Source organism: Georgenia wutianyii, from assembly GCF_006349365.1.
In the GTDB taxonomy this organism is placed as follows: domain Bacteria; phylum Actinomycetota; class Actinomycetes; order Actinomycetales; family Actinomycetaceae; genus Oceanitalea; species Oceanitalea wutianyii.
Window position 1 is genome coordinate 1,224,153 of record NZ_CP040899.1, and the last position, 20,844, is coordinate 1,244,996.

The following is a 20,844-nucleotide window of genomic DNA, read 5'->3' on the forward strand; positions in this document are numbered from 1 at the left end:
GTGGTCGCCGTCCTCACCGACTCCACCGCCTCCCTGCCCGGGAGCACCGCGGACGCGCTGGGGATCCGGGTCGTGCCGCTGCGCGTGCAGGTCGAGGGTGCCGACCGTCCCGACGACGCCGCGAGCCGGGAGGTGCTGGCCGCCCACCTGCGCGCCGGCGGGACGGCGACCACCTCCCAGCCCAGCCGCGCCGACCTCGCCGCGGCCATGGACGCCGCCCTCGACGACGGTGCGGGGGCGGTCGTCTGCCTCCACCTGTCCGCCGAGCTGTCCGGGACCGTCGACGCCGCCAGGGCGGCGGCGCAGGAGGTCACCGCCCGGCGCGGAGCGCCCGTGCACGTCGTCGACACCCGCACCGTGGCCGGGGGCACGGGGCTCGCCGCGGTCGCCGCCGCCGAGCGGGCCGCCGCCGGCGCCGACGCCGCACGCGTCCTCGCCGCCGCCCGCGAGGTCGCGGCCCGGTCCCACGTCCTGTTCATGGTGCCCGACCTCCACCACCTCGCCCGGGGCGGGCGGATCGGCCCCGCGCGCACCTACCTCGGCTCGGCGCTCGGGGTGCACCCGATCCTCACCCTGCGCGGCGGGCGCCTGGCAGTGGCCGAGACGGTGCGCGGCGGGGCACGCACCCGGCGTCGCCTCGTCGAGCTCGCCGTGCGGGCGGCGGGCGGACCCCGCGCGGCCACCCCGCGCGGCGACGGCGGCCCCGTCCGGGTGGCCGTCCACCACTTCGCCGCCGCCGAGGCCGCGGACGAGCTCGCCGGGGCGCTCGAGGAGCGCCTGGCGGAGACCGGGGCCGAGGTCGCGGGCGTGCTGCGCAGCGAGGTGACCGCCGTCGTCGGGGCGCACACCGGGCCGGGCGTGCTCGGCGTCGCGCTGGCCCCTGGGTAGCCGGGGCGACCGGCCGCAGGCGGCGCGGCTGCTCCCCAGCGCGACGTCGCGGCCACCTCCTCCCCGCTCGTCTCGAGGCGGGACCCGGGGGTGAGCAGGCCCTCCTACCGTCGGCCCATGCGTGCGACGCGGCGGGCCGGACCCGACTCCGCGGCCCGGCTCAGGGCCCTCACCCGCCGGGCCTACACGGCCACGGCCGGCCATCTCGACCTCGAGGAGGCCGGGCGCGAGTTCGACCGGATCGTCCACCCGCCGGCCGACGCCGGCGCCCACCGCGGGCCCCCGCGCCGCCGGTGGGCCGTCTCGGGCCGGGCGGTCCTCGTCGTCCTCCTCACGGTGGCGGTGCTCACCGGGGTCGTCCTCGCGCGGTCGGTCGTCCTCGGGCCGAGCGACGCCGTCCCGGTGCCGCAGCTGACGGCGACGGCCCCGGCCGGCGACCCGACACCACCGGTCGCGACACCACCCACCACCGGTCCACCCGACGCCGCGCCGGCCGCGGCGCCGACCGAGGGTGCCCCGGCGACGCCCGCGCCCGTCGTCGTCCACGTCGCGGGGGCGGTCGTCGAGGCCGGGCTGCGCACCCTGCCCGCGGGCGCACGGGTGGGGGACGCCGTCACCGCCGCGGGGGGCGCGCTGCCCGACGCCGAGCTCGCGGCCGTCAACCTCGCCCGCCCGCTCCTCGACGGGGAGCAGGTCTACGTCCCGCGGGTCGGCGAGGCGCCGCCCGGGGCGCCCGACGCGACCGGCGGTCCACCCGGGCCGGCCGGCACCGCGGAGGGGGTGGCCCCGGCCGAGGCGGTGGTGGACCTCAACACGGCCGACCTCGCCGCGCTCGACACGCTGCCCGGCGTCGGCCCGGCGATCGCCCAGCGGATCCTCGACTGGCGGGGCGCCAACGGGTCCTTCCACTCGGTCGACGAGCTCCTCGAGGTCCCGGGCATCGGCCCGGCCACCCTCGAGCGGCTGCGCCCCAAGGTCCGGGTGTGACGCTCGACCTGCGGCTCCTGCCCGCCGCGCTCGCCGCCTGGGCGGCGGCCTTCACCGGCGTCCTCCTCCCGCCCCTCGTCTCGGCCGGGGCCGCGGCCGTGCTCCTCGCGGGCGCGGCGCGTGCGGCATGGTCGCTGCGGGGCGGCCGAGGGAAGGGAGGCGCCCGCGCCGGGAGGGCGCCGTCGCGCGGACGCGCGGGCCGAGGACTGCCGGCCCGCGGACGGCACCGCGACCGTGCCGGTCCCACGCCGCAGGCGACCGCCGCCCTCGCGCTCGCCGTCGGTGCCCTCGTCCTCCTCTCGGGCGCGGCGCAGGTCCACGCCCGGGCGGGAGAGCTGCTCGACCGGCTGCTCGACGCCGGGGCGGTCGTCACCGTGCGCGGGCAGGTCACCGGGGACCCCGACGTCCTGCCGGTCACGCCCGAGCGCGGCGGCGGGGAGCGGGTGCGGGTACCCGTGCGCGCCGACCTCGTCGAGGGCCGCGGACTCGCCGCCCGCGCCCGGGCACCGCTGCTCGTCCTCGCCCCGCCCGCGTGGAGCGGCGTCGAGCTCGGCAGCCGCGTCCACGCCACCGGGCGCCTCGTGCGGACCGACGCCGGGGACGACGTCGTCGCGCTCCTCGTCGTCCACGACCCGCCCGAGGTCCTCGCCCCGCAGCCCGCCCACCAGCGGCTGGCCGGGCGGATGCGGGCCGGGCTCGTCACCGGCGTCGCCGACGCCTCGCCCCAGGCCCGAGGGCTCGTCCCGGGGATCGCCGTCGGCGACGACTCGCGCCTGCCCGCGGACCTCGACGCCGCGATGCGGACCGTCTCCCTCACCCACGTCACGGCGGTGTCCGGCGCCCACGTCGCCATCGTCCTCGGCGCCGTCCTCGCGGTGCTCGCCTGGGCACCCCGGTGGGTGCGCGCGGCGGTCGGGGGACTCGTGCTCGTGTGCTTCGTCGTCCTCGTGCGTCCCGAGGCGAGTGTCCTGCGCTCGGCGACGATGGGCGGCGTCGCGCTCGCCGCGCTCCTGCTCGGGCGGCCCGCCCGCGCGCTGCCCGCGCTGTGCTCGGCCGTCGTCGTCCTCCTCCTGCTCGACCCCTGGCTCGCCCGCTCCTACGGCTTCGTCCTCTCGGTGCTCGCGACCGCTGGGCTCGTCCTCCTCTCCGGCCCGTGGGCGGCGGCGCTCGCCACCCGGATGCCGCGCACCCTCGCGCACGTCCTCGCCGTCCCGGCCGCCGCGCAGGTGTGCTGCGCCCCCGTCGTCATCCTCCTCGAACCGGCCGTCGCCACCTACGCCGTGCCCGCCAACGTCCTCGCCGCTCCCGCCGTCCCACCGGCCACGGTGCTCGGCGTGCTCGCCACCGTCGTCTCACCCTGGCTGCCCGGGCTCACCGGCCCGCTGGCGACCGCCGCGGGGTGGTCCACCGCGTGGATCGCCCACGTCGCGCTGTGGTGGGCCGCGCTGCCCGGCGCACGCCTGCCGTGGGTCGCCGGCCCGGCGGGCGCCGCGCTGCTCGCCGCCCTCACCCTCGCCGGCCTCCTCCTCGCGCGGCGCGGGCCGCGCACCAGGGCGGTCGGGGCGGGCGTCGCCGTCCTGGTCGTCGTCCTCGCTCTCGTGCCCGGACCGCGCCGGGCGGTCGGTGGGCTCCTCGCGGGGGTGCCGGAGGACTGGGTCGCCGCGCAGTGCGACGTCGGTCAGGGCAGCGGGTTCGTCCTGCGGACCGGCGCGCGGTCCGCCGTCGTCGTCGACGTCGGGCCGGCCGGGGACGCGGCGGCCGCCTGCCTCGCGGACCTCGGGGTGCGCGAGGTGGACCTCCTCGTCCTCACCCACCTGCACGCCGACCACGTCGGTGGCCTGGAGGAGGTGCTGCGCGGCGTCGTCGTCCACGAGGCGCTCCTCTCCCCGCACGGCGCCCCGGCCGACGCGGAGCGGCGCGTGCTCGCTGCGCTCGCCGAGGAGGGTGCCGACGTCGACCGGCCGGGGGCGGGGGAGACGGGGGAGGTGGGGCCGGTCGCGTGGCGCGCGCTGTGGCCGACGGCGCGGGCGGTCGACCTCGCCGCACCGGGTGACGACTCGTCGGCCAACGACCTCTCCCTCGTCCTGCACCTCGAGGCACCGGGGCTCAGCGTCCTCGCCCTCGGCGACCTCGAGCCCGACGGCCAGCGCGGGCTGCTCCGCGAGGCGGCCGGTGACCTGGGGCAGGTCGACGTCGTCCTCGTCCCGCACCACGGCTCACCCGCCCAGCTGCCGGCGCTCGCCGAGGAGGTCGCCGCCCGCCTCGCGCTGGTGAGCGTCGGCCGCGACAACACCTTCGGCCACCCCTCGCCGCAGACCCTGGAGCTCTACGGGCGGCGCGGCGCGCTCGTGCTGCGCACCGACGAGTGCGGCGCGGTCGTCCTCGCGGGGTCGGGTGAGGAGCTGGTGGCCCAGTGCTGAGGAAGAACTGTGCTGAGGACGTCAGTGCTGAGGGAAGCCGAACGTCATGACCGGCGGAACCGGGCCGGCCGCGAGGGCCGCCAGGACGAGCCGCTCGTGGGGGACGACCGGTCCGGGCAGGGAGTCCAGGGCGTCGAGCGGCACCCAGCGCAGGTCGCTCGCCTTCGTCTCGCGCAGCGCGGGCTCGCCGTCCCAGCGGCGGCAGGCGAGGAAGAAGTCGACCCGCTCGTCGATCGCGCGCCCGGTGCCACCGGTGCGGTGGAGCGTGGTGAGCGGGAGGAGGTCGGCGGGGGAGACCTCGAGGCCGAGCTCCTCGCGGGCCTCGCGGACCGCGGCCTCCAGGACGCTCTCCCCGGCCTCGACGTGCCCGGCCGCGCCGCACGCCCAGTGGTCGTCCATGTAGCCGGTGCCGCTGCGGAGCTGGAGGAGGACCTCCTCGCCGCCCGCGCCCTCCCGCAGCAGCACGAGGTAGGCGGCGGGCACCACCCGGTACCGGTCGACCGGCCCGGTGCCCGACGGGTCGCTCACCGCCGCCCCCGGCTGGTGACGATGCGTAGGACGGCGCGCTCGACGGCGAACACCGGGTCGCGGCTCAGGCCCTTGACCTCGGCGTCGGCGGCGGCGACGGCGGTGATCGCCCGCGCCAGGCCCTCCGGGGTCCAGCCCGCGAGCTCTCGCCGCGCCTGGTCCACCTGCCACGGGGCCAGCCCGAGGCCACCGGCCCCGCCGCGCCCGGACATGGCCTCGACCTTGGCCATCGTGCGCAGCTTGACGGCGAGGGCGGCGACCAGGACGACCGGGTTGGCGCCGGTCTCCACCGCGTGGCGCAGGAGGGTGATCGCCAGGCCGGCGTTGCCCGAGATCGCGGCGTCGGCGACCTTGAAGCCCGTCGCCTCGACGCGCCCGCCGTGGTAGCGCTCGACGACCTCGGCGGTGACCCGGCCGGTGGTGTCGGCGACGAGCTGGGCGCACGCCGCGGCGAGCTCGCGCAGGTCCGAGCCGACGGCCTGGACGAGGGCCTGGACGGCCTGCTGGTCGACCTGCCGCTGCGCCCGGCGGAACTCCGCCGCGACGAACGCCGTCTTGTCCGCGTCCCGCTTGAGCGGCTCGCACACGACGACGGGGTGCCCGGCCTTGGTCACGGCGTCGAGCAGGCGCTTGCCGCGCACGCCGCCGCCGTGCTGGAGGACGAGCCAGACGTCCTCCGCCGGCGCGCGGAGGTAGGTGATCGTGTCCTCGACGAGCGCCTCGGTGCAGCTCTCCACCCCGGAGACGACGATGCAGCGCGCCTCCCCGAACAGGGAGGGGCTGGCGAGCATCTCCAGGCGCCCGGACTCGTACCCCGCGGCGTCGAGCCGGCTGATCTCGGTGCCCGGGTCGGCCTCCTGGGCCTGGGCCACGATCCGGGCGACGGCCCGGTCGCTCAGCAGCCCCTCCCCACCGCGGACGAGCACGACGGGGGCGAGCGGTGCCTCCTCCCAGCTCAGTCCGGAGGGGGCGCTGCGACGGGTCTTCGGGGGCACCCCCCAAGCCTGCCACGGACCGCGGACACCTCCGGCCCGCCGCCCACACCCGCGGGCGAGATCACCCCTCGGCGCGGGTGAGCAGCACCGCCTGGTCGTCGGCCTCGCGGCCCTGCGGACGCCGGACGAGCCGGCAGGTCTCCCGCAGACCCGCCCCGGCGAGCCAGGCCGCGACGTCGTCGGGGGCGAACAGGTGCCGCTCGAGGACGACGTCGTGCCCCACCCGTCGGTAGGCGGGGGCGAGGTCCCGTGAGCCGGTGCCCGCCTGGAACGCGACGACGACGCTCCCGCCGGGCCGCAGCACCCGCCTCACCTCGGCGAGGACCTCCGGCTGGCCGGCGGGCGGGGTGTGGATCGTGGAGTACCAGAGGACGATGCCGCCGAACGTCGCGTCGGCGAACGGCAGGTCGGTGAGGGCGGCGACGTCGAACGTGAGGTCGGGGTGGTCGCGGCGCGCCCGCTCCACCATGCCGGGGGACAGGTCCACCCCGTGCACCCGGCAGCCGCGGTCGGCGAGGTAGCGGCTCATCCGCCCGGCCCCGCACCCGGCGTCGAGGACCGGTCCGGCGACCTCGCGGGCGAAGGCGTCGAGCACGGCGAGGTCGAGGGCGGACTCGGCGCGAGTGTCGGGCAGCAGCGCGGCGTAGTCCTCGGCCAGTGCGTCGTAGGCCCGGCGGACGGAGTCGAGGGTCACGGGGGCATCGTGCCAGCCCTCGGGTGCCCAGAACCTGCCACCAAGTCCTCCGGGCGTGCCCGGGAAGGCGCTCGCCGTCGGCGTGTCGCCGGCGTGTCCGTCACTTGGTGGCAGATTCCGCGCGAGGAGGCGCCGGTTCAGGTGCGGAGCCGTCCGCCCCGCAGGGAGACGATGGCGATCGCGACGAGGGCGAGCAGCGTGCCTGCCACCGTGCCCGCCGAGACGCCGGCGTCGGAGACCGGGGCGAGCACGTCGAGGGCGAGCGAGGCGAGGAGCTGCCCGGCGATCGACCCGAGCCCGAGCACGAGCACACCCGTGTGCGGGACGAGCGCGGCCGACCCGGCGATGAAGACGATGCCGTAGAGCCCGCCGGTGTACAGCCACCACTCCGAGGGCCACGTGGCGGGCAGGTCGAGCCCGCGGACGAGCGCGGTGAGGAGCAGCGCGACCGTGCCCGCGACGAAGTTGACCACGGTCGCGGCGAGCGGGGACCCGGCCACCGTCCCGGTCCGGGCGTTGGCTGCGTACTGGAAGCCGGTGAGGAGCCCGGCGAGCAGGGGGAGCAGCGCCGGGACGAGGAGCTCGAGCCACGGGCGGCCCGCGGTGAGGGAGGAGGACGCGGACAGCCCGACGGCGATGAGGACGACGACGGCGCCGACCACGCGCGTGGCTGTCGGGCGGCGGCGCACCGGCTGGCCGAAGCCGATCGCGTCGGTGAGGAGCCCGCCGAGCGTCTGGCCCGCGACGACGGCGACGGTGAAGACCGCGACCCCGACGACCGCGACCACCGCCGACTGCGACAGCACGAGGAAGGCGCCGATGGTCCCGGCGAGCAGGTACCCCGGCGGCAGCTCGCGCCGCCGCACGGCCCCGGGCAGACGCGCGACCCCGCGCCGCACCTTGGGCAGGGCGAGCGCGAGGAGCGTCATGACGACGAGCCCACCGCCGAAGCTCAGGAGCGCACCGAGGACGGCGTCGCCGAGCTGTCCGCCCAGCTCACCGTTGATGCGGGACTGGAGCGGGATGACGGCCCCGATGAGCGCGGCGAGCAACGCCGCGAGCCACAGCGGCAGCGGGGCCCGGCGGGGCGTCGAACCGGGCATCGAACTCCTCGGGCTGGCAGGGCTGGCGGGGCGCCGGGGCGGGCGGCGGTATGGCGGCGGCGGGAGGGCGCGCCCGGGACGGCGGGTGCCCTGTGGCCCGACGTCGAGGCCGCACGCTCCGAGGTCCGCCGAGTTGTCCGGCGACCGCTGATCGAAACGTGCGACCTCGGCGGACGTGAGGGGGCGGCGCCCGCCTTCTGCATGCACGACGGCGCCGCACCCCATGAGGGGGCGCGGCGCCGTCGTTCCGGGAGGGCCGGGTCCTAGGGGACCGGGTCTCAGAGACCCGCGACCTGCTTGGCCAGCTTCGACTTGCGCTGAGCGGCCTGGTTGGCGTGGATGACGCCCTTGCTCACGGCCTTGTCGAGCTTGCGGCCGGCGGTCTGGAGCGCAGTCGTCGCGGTCTCCTTGTCGCCGGCGTTGATCGCCTCACGCACACGACGCACGTGCGTCTTGAGCTCGGACTTCACGGCCTTGTTGCGCAGACGCGCCTTCTCGTTGGTGAGGATGCGCTTCTTCTGGGACTTGATGTTCGCCACTGGTGGTACTTCTCCTACGTCTCGCCAAGAACGGATGGGTCGGTGAGGGCTGTGCGTGCTGCCGGGACTGGGGCGTGGGGATACCCGTGGTCGGCTGCGCGCCGGCCCCCGCACGACCTGGCGGAGGCTCAGCGAAAAACTCTACCAGGCCCGGGCGGGGAGCGTCCGGAGCAGTTGTGTGGCGCCCGTCATCCTCGGGCGCTGCCGGAGCGTTCTCGCGCACCATCGTCCTCCTCGGCGAGCAGCGGGTCCACCGGCACGGGCTCCTGGCCGGGCTCGAGCTCGGGGACCACGACGAACTCGTCGTTGTCGTAGGCGTCGTCCTCGGTGCGGCGCGCCGCCTCCTCCGGCGGCAGCACGCGGCGCCAGCGCAGCGCCCGCAGCGGCGGGCTCTCCCCGGCGTCCTCCCGCAGCGCCGCGAGGATCGTGTAGATCATCACGTAGCCGATGACGAAGAACGGCAGCCCGACGACGATGATCACCTGCTGCAGGGCGGCGAGCCCGCCCTCGCCGGTCGCGGCGAGCATCGTCGCGGCGACGGCGCCCATGGCCACGGTCCAGAACACCCGCTGTCGGGCGGGCGCCGGCTCCTCGTAGCCGTTGCTCATCATGTCCATGACGAGGCCGGCGGAGTCGACGGACGTCGTGAAGAAGATGACGACGAGGACGATGGAGAGGATCTGCATCGTCGTCGTGAACGGGTAGCTCTCGAGGAAGGTGAACAGCGCCGTGGCGACGTCCCCCTGTCCGACGACGGGGTCGACGAGCGTGCCCGGGGCGTCGTTCTCGATGGCGAAGGACGACCAGCCGAACGCGCCGAACCACACGACGGAGAAGAGGACCGGCGCGGCGAGCACGCCGCTGACGAACTGACGGATCGTGCGGCCCTTGGAGATCTTGGCGATGAAGATGCCGGTGAAGGGCGACCAGGAGATCGTCCACGCCCAGTAGAAGACGGTCCACGAGCTCTGCCAGCCGGAGTCGTTGACGGTGTCGTTCCAGAACGAGAGCTGGGGCAGGGCTGAGGCGTACACGCCGACGGACTCGATGGTGCCCTTGAGGACGAAGAGGGTCGGCCCGGTGGCGATGACGAAGGCGAGCAGGCCCACGGCCATGACGATGTTGAGGTTGGACAGCCTCTTGATGCCCTTCTCCAGGCCCACGCTCACCGAGATGACGGCGATCACCGAGACCGCGACGATGATCGCCACCTGGACGAGCCGGCCCTCCTCCAGCCCCCACAGGGAGTTGAGGCCGCTGTTGATCTGCAGGGTGCCCAGGCCGACCGAGACGCCGACGCCGAAGATCGTCCCGACGATGGCGACGACGTCGATCGCGGCGCCGACCGGCCCGTGGATCCGCTCCCCGAGGATCGGCTGGAAGATCGAGCTCACCCGCGGGGGAGGTTGCGGCGGTACATGAAGTAGGCGAAGCCGAGGGCGGGCAGCGCGAAGATCGCCCAGGTGTGCAGGCCGAAGTGGTAGAGCGTGAAGGCGATCGCCTGCCGGGCGGCGTCGGCCGACTCGCCTGGGACGTCCTGCATGGGCGGGTTGGCGTAGTGGTTGATCGGCTCGGCGACGCCCCAGAACATGAGGATCGAGCCGATGCCGGCGGCGAAGAGCATGGCGAACCAGGTGGGGCCGGAGTGCTCGGGCCGCGTGTCCCCGAGGCGGACGCGGCCGAAGCGGCTCACCGCGAGGTAGAGGAGGAAGACGAGGAAGAGCGTGACGCCGAGGACGTAGAACCAGCCGAGGTTCGTCATGATCCAGCCGGAGGCGGCCGCGAAGGCGGCGTCGACCTGCTCGGTGAACAGGATCGTTCCGACGACGAAGAGGAGCGCGAGCAGCGCTGCTCCGAAGAAGATCCGTGGGCTGGTCCGTAGGCCGAGCGCGTCGTGGAGCCGGTCGAGCCAGGGCATGTCTGTGTTCTTGTCGGTCCGGGACATTCGCCAGACCGTAGCGAGGGGTGAGGGGAGTCGCACCCGCTGGCGGGGTCACCCGCCGGTGACCGGTGCGCCGTAGGCTTGGAGCATGACGGGCAACAGCGACGCCATGAACCGCACGGTCGCCGACATCGTGCGTCTCGTGCGACGTCCGGGCCGTCTCCTGCTCACCGGGGCCGCGGTTCCCGTGGGCGTCTTCGCCCTCCTCGCGCTGCTCCTGGGCCTGGAGGCCGAGCGCTGGACGGGCTGGCTGCCGCTCGTCCTGGCCGGGGTGCTCGCGGTGCCCGTCGTCGTCCTCGCGGTGCGCCGCCGGCGGCTGCAGCGCGTGACCGAGGGCCTGGCCGACCGCCCGGTGACGATCCCGGGCAGCGGCGTCGTCGTCGTGGTCGAGGGGCACACCCAGGGGCCGGCCGACGAGACCCTCGCCGCGTGGGGCGAGGCCGCGGCGGAGGGCCGGGTGCGCACCGCCCGCTGGCTCCCCAGGGTGGAGGCCGCCCAGCGCGCGGCGGTCCGGGCCGCGGGCGGCACCGTCAACGCGCCCTACCTCAAGGATGACCTGCGGGTGACGCTCGTCGCCTTCCTCGGCACCGTGGCGGCCATCCCGCTCGGCGTGCTCGGGGCGTTCGCCAGCGCCTTCGCCCTCCTCCTGCGCTGAGCGCCCCGCCGCGGGCCGGGGAGATTCTCGCGCCCCTGCTCGGCGTGGGACGATAGGGAGCAGTGTGTCCTCGCGCGGCCGGTGGCCGTCCGTCGTCGTCCCTCAAGGAACGTGAGTGTCCCCGATCCCCAGCCCCAAGCTGACCGCCGCGATCGCCCCAGGGGCGACCGCCCCCGAGCTGCTGCGCAACTTCTGCATCATCGCCCACATCGACCACGGCAAGTCGACGCTGGCCGACCGCATGCTCCAGCTCACCGGTGTCGTCGACGACCGCGCCATGCGGGCCCAGTACCTCGACCGCATGGACATCGAGCGCGAGCGCGGGATCACGATCAAGTCCCAGGCCGTGCGCATGCCCTGGCAGGTCGGGGACACGGCCTACGCGCTCAACATGATCGACACGCCCGGGCACGTCGACTTCACCTACGAGGTCTCCCGCTCCCTCGCGGCCTGTGAGGGCGCGCTGCTCCTCGTCGACGCCGCCCAGGGGATCGAGGCGCAGACCCTCGCCAACCTCTACCTGGCGATGGAGAACGACCTCACGATCATCCCGGTGCTCAACAAGATCGACCTGCCCGGCGCCCAGCCCGAGCGGTACGCGGACGAGCTCGCCGGCCTCATCGGCGGCGACCCGGAGGACTGCCTGCAGGTCTCGGGCAAGACGGGCGTCGGGGTGACCGCCCTGCTCGACCGCATCGTCAGGGACATCCCGTCCCCGGTCGGTGACCCGGACGCCCCCACGCGGGCGATGATCTTCGACTCGGTCTACGACACCTACCGCGGCGTCGTCACCTACGTGCGCGTCGTCGACGGCGCGATCAAGCCGCGCGAGAAGCTCACGATGATGTCGACCGGCACGAACGTCGACCTCCTCGAGATCGGCGTCAGCTCCCCGGAGCCGCGGCCCACCGACGGGCTCGGCGTGGGTGAGGTGGGCTACCTCATCACCGGCGTCAAGGACGTGCGCCAGTCGCGCGTGGGTGACACGGTGACCAACGCCGCGCGCCCGGCGACCGAGGCGGCCGGTGAGTACCGCGACCCGCAGCCGATGGTCTACTCCGGCCTGTTCCCCGTGGACGGCTCGGACTACCCGGTGCTGCGCGACGCGCTGGACAAGCTCAAGCTCAACGACGCCGCCCTCACCTACGAGCCGGAGACCTCCGTGGCCCTCGGCTTCGGCTTCCGCTGCGGCTACCTCGGGCTGCTCCACCTGGAGATCGTGCGCGAGCGCCTCGAGCGCGAGTTCGACCTCGACCTCATCTCCACCGCCCCGAACGTCGTCTACGGCGTCGTCACCGAGGACGGCAGGCGGACGGAGGTGACCAACCCGAGCGAGTTCCCCGACGGGAAGATCGCCGAGGTCTACGAGCCGGTGGTGCGGGCGACGATCATCACGCCGTCGGAGTTCATCGGCACGGTCATGGAGCTGTGCCAGCAGCGCCGTGGCACCCAGGACGGGATGGACTACCTCTCCCCGGAGCGGGTGGAGATGCGCTACCACCTGCCGCTGGCCGAGATCGTCTTCGACTTCTTCGACCAGCTGAAGTCCCGCACGCGCGGGTACGCGTCCTTCGACTACGACGCCGACGGCGAGCAGTCGGCCGACCTCGTCAAGGTCGACATCCTCCTCCACGGTGAGAAGGTCGACGCGTTCAGCGCGATCGTCCACCGCGACAAGGCCTACGCCTACGGCGTGGAGATGGCCGGCAAGCTGCGCGAGATCATCCCCCGGCAGCAGTTCGAGGTGCCGATCCAGGCGGCCATCGGCGCCCGGATCATCGCCCGCGAGACCATCCGCGCACTGCGCAAGGACATGCTCGCCAAGTGCTACGGCGGTGACATCTCCCGTAAGCGCAAGCTCCTGGAGAAGCAGAAGGAGGGCAAGAAGCGCATGAAGTCGATCGGACGGGTCGAGGTCCCGCCGGAGGCCTTCATCGCCGCCCTGTCCTCCGACGCGCCGACGGGCAAGGACGCCAAGGGCAGGAAGTGAGCCCGGCGCTGCCCGCGGGCGACCCCGTCCCCGCGGACGGGGCGCTGCCCGCCTCCGCCGCCGTGGGTTCCGCGCAGCGGGACCTCGGGGTCTACCTGCACGTGCCGTTCTGCCGGGTGCGCTGCGGGTACTGCGACTTCAACACCTACACGGCCACCGAGCTCGGGGGCGGGGCGAGCCAGGCCGCGTACGCGGACACCGCCCGCCGCGAGATCGACCTGGCCGCCGGCGTGCTCGAGCGGGCCGGGGTGGCGCGCCGCGAGGTGTCGACCGTGTTCGTCGGCGGCGGCACGCCCACCCTGCTGCCCGCCGCCGACCTCGCGGCCATGCTCGGGCACGTGCGCGCGACGTGGGGCCTGGCCGACGGCGCGGAGGTGACGACGGAGGCGAACCCCGACTCCGTGACGGCCGCCTCGCTCGAGCAGCTCGCCGCCGCCGGGTTCACCCGGGTGTCCTTCGGCATGCAGTCCGCGGTGCCGCACGTCCTGGCCACCCTCGACCGCACCCACGACCCGGCGCGTCTGCCCGACGTCGTGCGCTGGGCACGGGACGCCGGGCTCGACGTGTCGGTCGACCTCATCTACGGCACGCCGGGGGAGTCGCTCGAGGACTGGCGCACCAGCCTGGAGGCCGCCGTCGCCCTCGAGCCGGACCACGTGTCCGCCTACGCGCTGGGCATCGAGCCGGGCACGAGGATGGGGGCGCAGGTGCGCCGCGGCGAGCTGCCCATGCCCGACGACGACGACGCAGCCCTCAAGTACGAGGTCGCCGACGACGTCCTCACCGCCGCCGGGCTGTCCTGGTACGAGGTCTCGAACTTCGCCCGCACGCCGGAGCGCGCGTGCCGGCACAACCTCGCCTACTGGCGCGGTGCGGACTGGTGGGGCGTCGGTCCCGGCGCGCACAGCCACGTCGGCGGGGTGCGCTGGTGGAACGTCAAGCACCCGCGGGCCTACGCCCAGCGCCTGGAGCAGGGGACGAGCCCGGGGGCCGGGCGCGAGGTGCTCGACGACGCCGCCCGCGAGCTCGAGCGGGTGCTGCTCGGCGTGCGCCTGGCCGAGGGGCTGGAGCTGGAGCCCGGGACCGGCCGGGTCCCCGAGCGGCACCGTGAGGCGGTGGCCGGGCTCATCGCCGAGGGGCTGATCGACATGCCCGCCGCCCGCGCCGGGCGCATCCTGCTCACCCGCCGCGGGCGCCTGCTCGCCGACACCGTGGTGCGGGCGCTCACCGACTGAGGGCGTGGTCGCGATTCCTCGCGGCAGACGTGGACGTCGTGCCCGAGCGAGGGCGCCGGTCCGTGCGACCGGCCGTCGCCGTCGTCCTGGGGGCGGAGGTGTACGCGGCGGAGGTCCGCGAGGAGGTGTGGCCGCTGGCCGAGTCGCTGGGTGTCGTCCGGTGCGTCTCGGACATCACGGAGCTGGCCGACCTCGGTCTCGACGTCATCCTCGACTTCGCCGGTTTCGGTACGACGACGGCGGGGGCCGTCGACATCGTCGGTCCCGGCGGACGCGTCGTCCAGGTGGGGATGGGGAGGCTCGACGCCGAGATCAACATGAACGACCTCATCGTCAAGGAGGTCGACCTCATCGGCTCCCTGGGCGGTGGCGTCGAGGACCTCACCGGCGTCCATGACCTCATGGCGTCCGGCCGGCTGACCCCCAAGATCACGAGATCGGGGAAGGGCTGGACCGCCTGCGCAAGGGCCAGGTCCGGGGCCGGGCGCGTGGGCGCCCGTGCCCTAAGACGGCGGGGGCGATCACGGGACCGGCGGGCCCTCCGGGCGGCTTCCGGGCGATCCCGCCGGAGCGTACGGGCGCTACCGCGCACTCAACGTGCAGGGCCGGCCGCGTCCTCGAGGTCGTCCCACACCGGCCCGTAGCCGAGCCGGGCCTGCTCGGCGGCGACCACCCGGCGCGCGAGCTCGCCCTCGGTGACATCGACGGCGCCGAGCGCGCCCTGCGCGAGGCTCGACTCGCGGGCGTAGGTGTCGAAGACCTGCCGCTTCCCGGCGAGCAGCTCCTCGATGCGCTCGTCGACGCTGTCCTCGGTGAGCAGACGGTGGACCTGCACCGGCCGCACCTGGCCCATCCGGTGCACCCGCCCGACGGCCTGGTCCTCGACGGCCGGCACGAGCTGCGGCTCGGTGATGACGACGACGCTCGCCGCCTGCACGTTGAGCCCCACCCCGCCCGCCGCGATCTGGCTGACGAGCACGGCGCCGGGCTCGCCCGCGGAGAACGCGTCGACGATTTCCTGCCGCTCGGCCGCCGGCACCGAGCCGGTGATCGGACCGTAGGAGCGCACGCCGGGCAGCCGCTCCACCTGCTCGGCGACCCGGGTGACGACGTCGCGGAAGAAGGAGAAGACGACGACGCGCTGGCCGCCGTCGCGCGCCTCCTCGACGATCTCGAGGAGGCGCTCCAGCTTCGCCGAGTCCGCCGGGTCGGGCACGGTGAGGTCGGCACGCCGCATGGCCATGAGGTTCCCGCTCGCCACGGCCTCGCGGTAGCGGTGCTCGGCGGCCGGGGTCAACTGCTCCCACTCGTCGACCACGAGGCGGGGTGGCAGCTCGACGAGCACGTCCTCGAGGTTGCGCCGCAGGTAGACCGGCGCGATGTGCCGGCGGAACGTCTCGGCGTCGAGGAGGCGCAGGTGCGCGGGCAGCGCGGCGACGAGCTCGGGCTGCAGGAGGCCGGTGAGCGAGAGGAGCTCCTCGACGCGGTTGAGCAGCGCCGTGCCGGTGAGGAGGAGCACGCGCGGGCAGGCCTCCGCCCAGGCGGCGACCTCCTGGCTGCGGCGGGCGTGCGGGTTCTTCACGTAGTGCGCCTCGTCGACGACGAGGACGGCGGGCGGCGGCGTCTCGGCGGGGCGGAAGTCCGCTGTCGCGGGGAAGTCCGCTGTCGCGCGGAAGTCCGCTGTCGCGGGGAGGGGGAGGTGGCGGAGGGTCTCGAACGTGGTGACGGCGACGCCGCCCTCGCGGTGCCACGCGGCCAGGGCGGCGTCCCGGCCCGGGCCGTGGACCCGGTGCACCCGCAGGTCGCTGTGCGCGGTGACCTCCCGGCACCAGTTCACGACGACGCTCGCCGGGCACACGACCAGCGCCCGGTCCTCACCGCGCGCGGCCAGGTGCGCCATGACGGCGATCGCCTGCACGGTCTTGCCCAGGCCCATCTCGTCGCCGAGGAGCGTCCGCCCCTGGTTGAGCGCGAACCTCGCCCCGAACGCCTGGTAGCCGCGCAGCCGCACGCGCAGCAGCGAGGTGTCGAGCGGGAAGGCCTCGATCCGCTCGACGAGGTCGGCCGGCAGCGCCCCGTGGCCCACGGCGTTGACGCCGGGCACCACCTCCCCGAGCAGGGCGTAGTACGTCGCGGCGTCGCGCTCGAACGCCTCCCACACGGCGAGCGGGCCGGGTCGTGGCGCGGCGAGGTGGGCGGTGAGGCGCGTGACGACGTCGGGCAGGCCGGTCCGGGCGAGCCACGGCTCCCAGCCGGCCAGGGACGCCAGTGCCCGGCGGGCGCGGTCGCGGGTGCGGGGACGGGACAGGAGCAGGCTCAGGCGGCTGCGCGCGGGTGCGGCCTGGGCCGCCTGGACCGCCACGGTGGAGGCGAAGTCGGCGAGCTCCGTCCGGTGCGGCGTGAGCAGGAGGTCCAGGCCGTGGAGGCGGTGGAGCAGGGCAGCCAGCCCCCGCCCGAGCGGGCCGTCCTCACCCGGCTCCACGCGCACCGGGAAGCCGGCGCGCAGCGCCCCGGCGAGACGGTCGGCGGCGGCCACCGCGGCACGTGCCGTGTGCGGCCCCACGCCGGGCAGCGCCTCGAGCCGGGCGGGCCCGGCGTCGAGCACGTCGTGCACCGTCCGCACGCCCGCGTCCTGGAGGGCCTGCAGGCGCAGGTTGCGCTCGGTGGTCTCCCTCAGCCGCTCGACGTCGATCCCGGCGAGCTCGGTCCGCAGCCGTGCGTCGCGGTACGCCTCGACACGCTCCACGACGCCTCGCCGCAGCGCCTCCTCCTCGGCCAGCACGGCCGCGGCGGCCCCGGCGAGCGCGGTGCGCGTGTCGAGCAGTGCCCGGGCCTCGGCCCCGGGCCGGACGGTGGGCGCCACCTACTCGGGGATCTCGGTGACGAAGTCGATGAGCTCCTCCATGCGACCGAGCAGGGCGGGGGACAGGTCCTTGTAGCTCCGCACGGTGCCCAGGATGCGCTTCCACCCGCGGGCGACGTCGCCCTGGTCGGCGTGCGGCCAGCCGAGCGCGGCGAGCGTGCCGACCTTGATGTCCGTGCCGCGCGGCACGTCCGGCCACGCCCGCAGCCCCACCCGCTCGGGCCGCACCGCCTGCCACACGTCGACGTACGGGTGGCCGAGCACCTTGACGTTGGCCGCGGCCCGCGGGCCGAGCGAGCGCAGTGCCTCGGCGACGAGCCGGGTCTCCTTGGAGCCGGTGACGAGGTGGTCGACCAGCACGCCCGCGCGGCGGGTCGGTCCGGGACGGAAGTCCGCGAGCACCGCGGCGAGGTTGTCCACGCCCTCGAGCAGCTCGACGACGACCCCCTCGACCCGCAGGTCGTCGCCCCACACCCGCTCGACGAGCTCGGCGTCGTGACGTCCCTCCACCCAGATGCGCGACGCGCGCGCCACCCGGGCCCGGTCCTGCTCGACCGCGATCGAGCCCGACGCCGTGAGCCGGCGCCCACCGGCCGTCACCGGCCCGCGGGGGGCGGCCCGGCGCGCCGGGGGCACGAGCCGTACCGGCTTGCCCTCCACCCAGAAGCCCGCCCCGAGCGGGAACGTGCGGGTGCGGCCCTTGCGGTCCTCGAGGACGACGACGTGCACCCCACCGGACTTCTCCACCCGGGTCACCGCGCCCACCCAGCCGGTCTCGACGTCCTCGACGACGAGGCCGGTCTCGGCCGGCTGGTCCTGGGTCGTGCGGCGGTGGGCGTGGGCACCGGTGCGGTGCGGGTCGGAGGCGAGGACGTCCGAGCCGTAGCGATCGATCACCCCCGCAGGTTAGGCGCGCCGTGGGTGAGGTCACGGGACACGGGGTGGCGTGGCGCGTAGAATTGGCACTCTGGGTCGGTGAGTGCTGACCGCCGGCCTCACCGTCGTACCCGGGCCGACCGCGCGGGAGGAGGGACCTCATGGCTCAGGACCGCCAGCTCGACGTGCTGCGGGCGATCGTCGAGGACTACGTGGAGACGCGCGAGCCGGTGGGCTCCAAGGCGCTCGTCGAGCGCCACGCGCTCGGCGTCTCCCCGGCGACCATCCGCAACGACATGGCGATGCTCGAGGAGCGCGGCTACATCCACCAGCCGCACACCTCCGCCGGGCGCGTGCCCACCGACAAGGGCTACCGGCTGTTCGTCGACCAGCTCTCCACCCTCAAGCCGCTGACGGCCGCCGAGCGGCGCGCCATCGCGCACCTGCTCGACGGCGCCGTCGACCTCGACGACGTCGTCGAGCGCACCGTGCGCCTGCTCGCCCAGCTCACCCACCAGGTCGCCGTCGTCCAGTACCCCTCGCTGCGCAACTCCGCGCTGCGCCACGTCGAGCTCGTGCCGCTGTCGGACCGCCGGCTGCTCGTCGTCGTCATCACCGACTCCGGCCGCGTCGAGCAGCGCTCCCTCGAGGTCCCCACCGCCCTGGACCCCGTCGTGCTCGCCGAGCTCCGCGCCCGGATCAACGCCGGGAGCATCGGGCGCCGGGTCGCCGACATCGGCACCGCCCTGGAGGACACGACCAGGCGCTTCGCCCCCGAGCACCGCCCGCTCGTCTCCCAGGTGGTCGGCCTGCTCACCGAGACGCTGCGGCTGGACGCCGAGGAGCGCATCGTCATGGCCGGGACGGCGAACCTCGCCCGCGCGGACGTCGACTTCTCCCGCACCATCGGCCCCGTCCTCGAGGCGCTGGAGGAGCAGGTCGTCCTCCTGCGCCTGCTCGAGGAGATGTCGGCCGACGACGCCGTGGCCGTGAGCATCGGGCAGGAGAACCAGCACGAGTCGCTGTCGGAGGCATCCATCGTGGCCACGGCCTACGGTGGGGGCAACGAGGGCGTGGCCAGGCTCGGCGTGCTGGGGCCCACCCGGATGGACTACCCCTCGGCGATGTCCTCCGTGCGCGCCGTGGCCCGCTACCTCTCGCGGATACTCAAGGGCTGACCCGCCTCCACCGCCCCAACCCCACAGGAAGAGACCTGGTGAACGACTACTACGAGATCCTCGGTGTGCCGCGTACCGCGACGCAGGAGGAGATCAAGCGCGCCTACCGCAAGCTCGCGCGCAAGCTGCACCCGGACGTCGCCGGCCCGGAGGCGGAGGAGCAGTTCAAGGAGGTCGGGCGCGCCTACGAGGTGCTGTCCAACCCCGAGAAGCGCCAGATGTACGACCTCGGCGGGGAGTCGGCGCTCGGCGGCGGGGGCGCCGGCGGCGGCTTCGGGTTCTCCGACATCTTCGAGACCTTCTTCGGCGCCGCGGGCGGAGCCTCGCGCGGGCCCGCCCCGCGCGGCCGACGCGGCCAGGACGCCCTCATCCGGCTCGAGGTCGACCTGCGCGACGCCGTCTTCGGTGTCGAGGAGGAGGTCCAGGTCGACACCGCCGTCCTGTGCGGGACGTGCAACGGCACGTGCACCCGGCCCGGCACGAGCGTGCAGACCTGCGCCGTGTGCGGCGGGCGCGGCTCCGTCCAGCGGGTGGCGCGCTCCTTCCTCGGCAACGTCATGACGACCTCGCCCTGCTCGGCCTGCGGCGGGCACGGCACGACCATCCCGGACCCGTGCCCCGAGTGCTCCGGCCAGGGCCGGGTGCGCACCCGTCGTGCCATCCCGGTCTCCGTGCCGGCCGGCGTGGACACCGGCAACCGGATCAAGCTCACCGGCAGCGGCGAGGTCGGCCCCGGCGGCGGCCCGGCCGGGGACCTCTACGTCGAGCTCAAGGTCCGCTCCCACCCCGTCTTCGCGCGCCGCGGTGACGACCTCGTCGCGCGCGTCCAGGTCCCGATGACGGCCGCCGCGCTCGGCACCGTGCTGCGCCTGGAGACCTTCGACGGCGTGCAGGAGATCGACATCGCCCCCGGCACCCAGCCCGAGGAGGTCCTCACCCTGCCCGGCCTCGGCGTGGGCCACCTGTCGGGCAACGGGCGCGGCGACCTCAAGGTCGAGGTCGACGTCGAGGTGCCCACCGCGCTGGACGACCGGCAGCGCGAGCTGCTCACCGAGCTCGCCCGGATGCGCGGCGAGGAGCGCGCCGAGCCGCGCCTGGCCTCCGCGTCCAACGGCGTCTTCTCGCGGCTGCGGGACAAGCTCTCGGGCCGCTGATGAGCGCGCCCGTCTTCCTCGGCCGCCCCGAGGACCTCGCCGTCGCGCAGGTCGGGGCCACCCTCACGGTCAGCGGGCCGGAGGGCCGCCACGCCGTCGCCGTGCGCCGGGTGCGGCCCGGTGAGGTCGTCGACGTCGTCGACGGTGAGGGCGTGCGCGCCCGCGGCGAGGTCACGGCCGCGGCGGGGGAGGAGCTCACCGTCCGGGTGACGGACCTCACCCGGGAGCCGGCGCCCTCCGTGCGGCTCACCCTCGTCCAGGCGCTGGCCAAGGGCGGGCGGGACGAGCAGGCCGTCGAGACGGCGACCGAGGTCGGCGTCGACGGCGTCGTGCCGTGGCAGAGCGAGCGGTGCGTGTCCGTGTGGGCCGGGAAGAAGGCCGGGCGTGGCCGGGAGCGCTGGCAGTCCGTGGCGCTCGCCGCGACCAAGCAGGCACGCCGCGCGCGCCTCCCGCACGTCGAGGAGCTCGTCGTCGGCCGGGGGCTGCTCGACCGCGTCGCGCGCGTCGTCGACGCCGGCGGCGCCGTCCTCGTCCTCCACGAGGAGGCCACCGAGCCGGTGACGCAGGTGCCGCTGCCCGCCGCGGACGCCGAGGTGCTCCTCGTCGTCGGGCCGGAGGGCGGGCTGAGCCCGCGCGAGGTCACCGACCTCGCCGAGCGGGGCGCGAGGGTCGTGCGGCTCGGGCCGCACGTGCTGCGCACCTCCACCGCCGGGCCGGTCGCCCTGGCGCTCGTCTCGGCACGGCTGGGCCGCTGGTAGGAACCTCCCCCGTCCGGGAAGTTTCGGCTGGACGCCGTC

The 20,844-nt window shown here is 75.4% G+C and carries 17 protein-coding genes and 1 pseudogene; 10 read left to right on the forward strand and 8 right to left on the reverse strand.

The annotated features are described in order from the left end of the window. From FE251_RS05475 to FE251_RS05485, 3 genes are all read left to right on the forward strand, one after another. Positions 1-888: a DegV family protein gene (locus FE251_RS05475; RefSeq protein ID WP_139948195.1), complete on the forward strand. Its 888-nt coding sequence runs from the start codon at positions 1-3 to the stop codon at positions 886-888. A gap of 117 nt (positions 889-1,005) precedes the next feature. Then, on the forward strand, positions 1,006-1,875 hold the full coding sequence (locus FE251_RS05480; protein ID WP_139948196.1) for a ComEA family DNA-binding protein: 870 nt from the start codon (positions 1,006-1,008) through the stop codon (positions 1,873-1,875). After that, positions 1,872-4,295: a ComEC/Rec2 family competence protein gene (locus tag FE251_RS05485; protein ID WP_139948197.1), complete on the forward strand. Its 2,424-nt coding sequence runs from the start codon at positions 1,872-1,874 to the stop codon at positions 4,293-4,295. Before FE251_RS05480 ends, FE251_RS05485 begins: the two co-directional genes overlap by 4 nt. Positions 4,296-4,316: 21 nt before the next feature. On the opposite strand, the gene FE251_RS05490 is transcribed toward FE251_RS05485, so the two are convergent. The 6 genes and pseudogenes from FE251_RS05490 to FE251_RS15985 form a co-directional block, all read right to left on the reverse strand. Further along, positions 4,317-4,823 carry an NUDIX hydrolase gene (locus tag FE251_RS05490; RefSeq protein ID WP_139948198.1) on the reverse strand — a complete coding sequence of 169 codons (507 nt, stop codon included), beginning with the start codon at positions 4,821-4,823 and terminating at the stop codon, positions 4,317-4,319. Beyond that, complete coding sequence (gene holA / locus FE251_RS05495) at positions 4,820-5,818, reverse strand: DNA polymerase III subunit delta (RefSeq protein WP_230976560.1); 999 nt, start codon at positions 5,816-5,818, stop codon at positions 4,820-4,822. Before holA ends, FE251_RS05490 begins: the two co-directional genes overlap by 4 nt. A gap of 61 nt (positions 5,819-5,879) precedes the next feature. Next, entirely contained in the window at positions 5,880-6,512 is a 633-nt protein-coding gene (locus FE251_RS05500) for a class I SAM-dependent methyltransferase (RefSeq protein WP_139948199.1), read from the reverse strand. Positions 6,513-6,649: 137 nt separating this feature from the next. Further along, on the reverse strand, positions 6,650-7,615 hold the full coding sequence (locus FE251_RS05505) for a DMT family transporter (RefSeq protein ID WP_139073542.1): 966 nt from the start codon (positions 7,613-7,615) through the stop codon (positions 6,650-6,652). Between the two features lie 278 nt (positions 7,616-7,893). Then, a complete protein-coding gene (rpsT, locus tag FE251_RS05510) occupies positions 7,894-8,154 on the reverse strand; it encodes a 30S ribosomal protein S20 (protein WP_139073541.1) in 261 nt (86 codons plus the stop codon). Positions 8,155-8,342: 188 nt separating this feature from the next. Then, positions 8,343-10,072, reverse strand: a pseudogene (locus tag FE251_RS15985) (BCCT family transporter). A gap of 112 nt (positions 10,073-10,184) precedes the next feature. Between FE251_RS15985 and FE251_RS05520 the strand changes: the two are divergent. From FE251_RS05520 to FE251_RS05535, 4 genes are all read left to right on the forward strand, one after another. Then, positions 10,185-10,751, forward strand: coding sequence for a hypothetical protein (locus FE251_RS05520; RefSeq protein WP_139948200.1), 567 nt, complete (start codon positions 10,185-10,187; stop codon positions 10,749-10,751). Between the two features lie 115 nt (positions 10,752-10,866). After that, positions 10,867-12,741: a translation elongation factor 4 gene (gene lepA, locus FE251_RS05525; RefSeq protein WP_139948201.1), complete on the forward strand. Its 1,875-nt coding sequence runs from the start codon at positions 10,867-10,869 to the stop codon at positions 12,739-12,741. Next, positions 12,738-13,976 (forward strand): radical SAM family heme chaperone HemW, encoded by a 1,239-nt coding sequence (gene hemW / locus FE251_RS05530; protein WP_139948202.1) that lies wholly within the window; start codon positions 12,738-12,740, stop codon positions 13,974-13,976. The genes lepA and hemW overlap by 4 nt, the downstream gene beginning before the upstream one ends. 38 nt (positions 13,977-14,014) lie before the next feature. Then, entirely contained in the window at positions 14,015-14,620 is a 606-nt protein-coding gene (locus FE251_RS05535) for a zinc-binding dehydrogenase (protein ID WP_168202658.1), read from the forward strand. Here FE251_RS05535 and FE251_RS05540 read toward each other — a convergent pair. Together FE251_RS05540 and FE251_RS05545 are read right to left on the reverse strand one after the other, a co-directional pair. Continuing rightward, a complete protein-coding gene (locus FE251_RS05540; RefSeq protein WP_139948204.1) occupies positions 14,569-16,839 on the reverse strand; it encodes a DEAD/DEAH box helicase in 2,271 nt (756 codons plus the stop codon). The two genes, FE251_RS05535 and FE251_RS05540, sit on opposite strands and share 52 nt — an antisense overlap. Continuing rightward, entirely contained in the window at positions 16,840-17,736 is an 897-nt protein-coding gene (locus FE251_RS05545) for a DUF3097 domain-containing protein (RefSeq protein WP_139948205.1), read from the reverse strand. Positions 17,737-17,876: 140 nt separating this feature from the next. On the opposite strand from FE251_RS05545, the gene hrcA reads away from it, so the two are divergent. The 3 genes from hrcA to FE251_RS05560 are packed head-to-tail and all read left to right on the forward strand — an operon-like array spanning position 17,877 to position 20,805. After that, entirely contained in the window at positions 17,877-18,893 is a 1,017-nt protein-coding gene (hrcA, locus tag FE251_RS05550) for a heat-inducible transcriptional repressor HrcA (protein WP_139071999.1), read from the forward strand. Between the two features lie 38 nt (positions 18,894-18,931). Further along, on the forward strand, positions 18,932-20,047 hold the full coding sequence (dnaJ, locus tag FE251_RS05555) for a molecular chaperone DnaJ (RefSeq protein WP_139948206.1): 1,116 nt from the start codon (positions 18,932-18,934) through the stop codon (positions 20,045-20,047). Then, complete coding sequence (locus FE251_RS05560; protein ID WP_139072001.1) at positions 20,047-20,805, forward strand: 16S rRNA (uracil(1498)-N(3))-methyltransferase; 759 nt, start codon at positions 20,047-20,049, stop codon at positions 20,803-20,805. Before dnaJ ends, FE251_RS05560 begins: the two co-directional genes overlap by 1 nt. Positions 20,806-20,844: the final 39 nt, after the last annotated feature.

Bases quoted from the DNA above. Each gene is read 5' to 3' on its own strand.
- FE251_RS05505 (WP_139073542.1), bottom strand. From the start codon at position 7,615: ATGCCCGGTTCGACGCCCCGCCGGGCCCCGCTGCCGCTGTGGCTCGCG.
- hrcA (WP_139071999.1), top strand. From the start codon at position 17,877: ATGGCTCAGGACCGCCAGCTCGACGTGCTGCGGGCGATCGTCGAGGAC.
- FE251_RS05480 (WP_139948196.1), top strand. From the start codon at position 1,006: ATGCGTGCGACGCGGCGGGCCGGACCCGACTCCGCGGCCCGGCTCAGG.
- FE251_RS05520 (WP_139948200.1), top strand. From the start codon at position 10,185: ATGACGGGCAACAGCGACGCCATGAACCGCACGGTCGCCGACATCGTG.
- FE251_RS05560 (WP_139072001.1), top strand. From the start codon at position 20,047: ATGAGCGCGCCCGTCTTCCTCGGCCGCCCCGAGGACCTCGCCGTCGCG.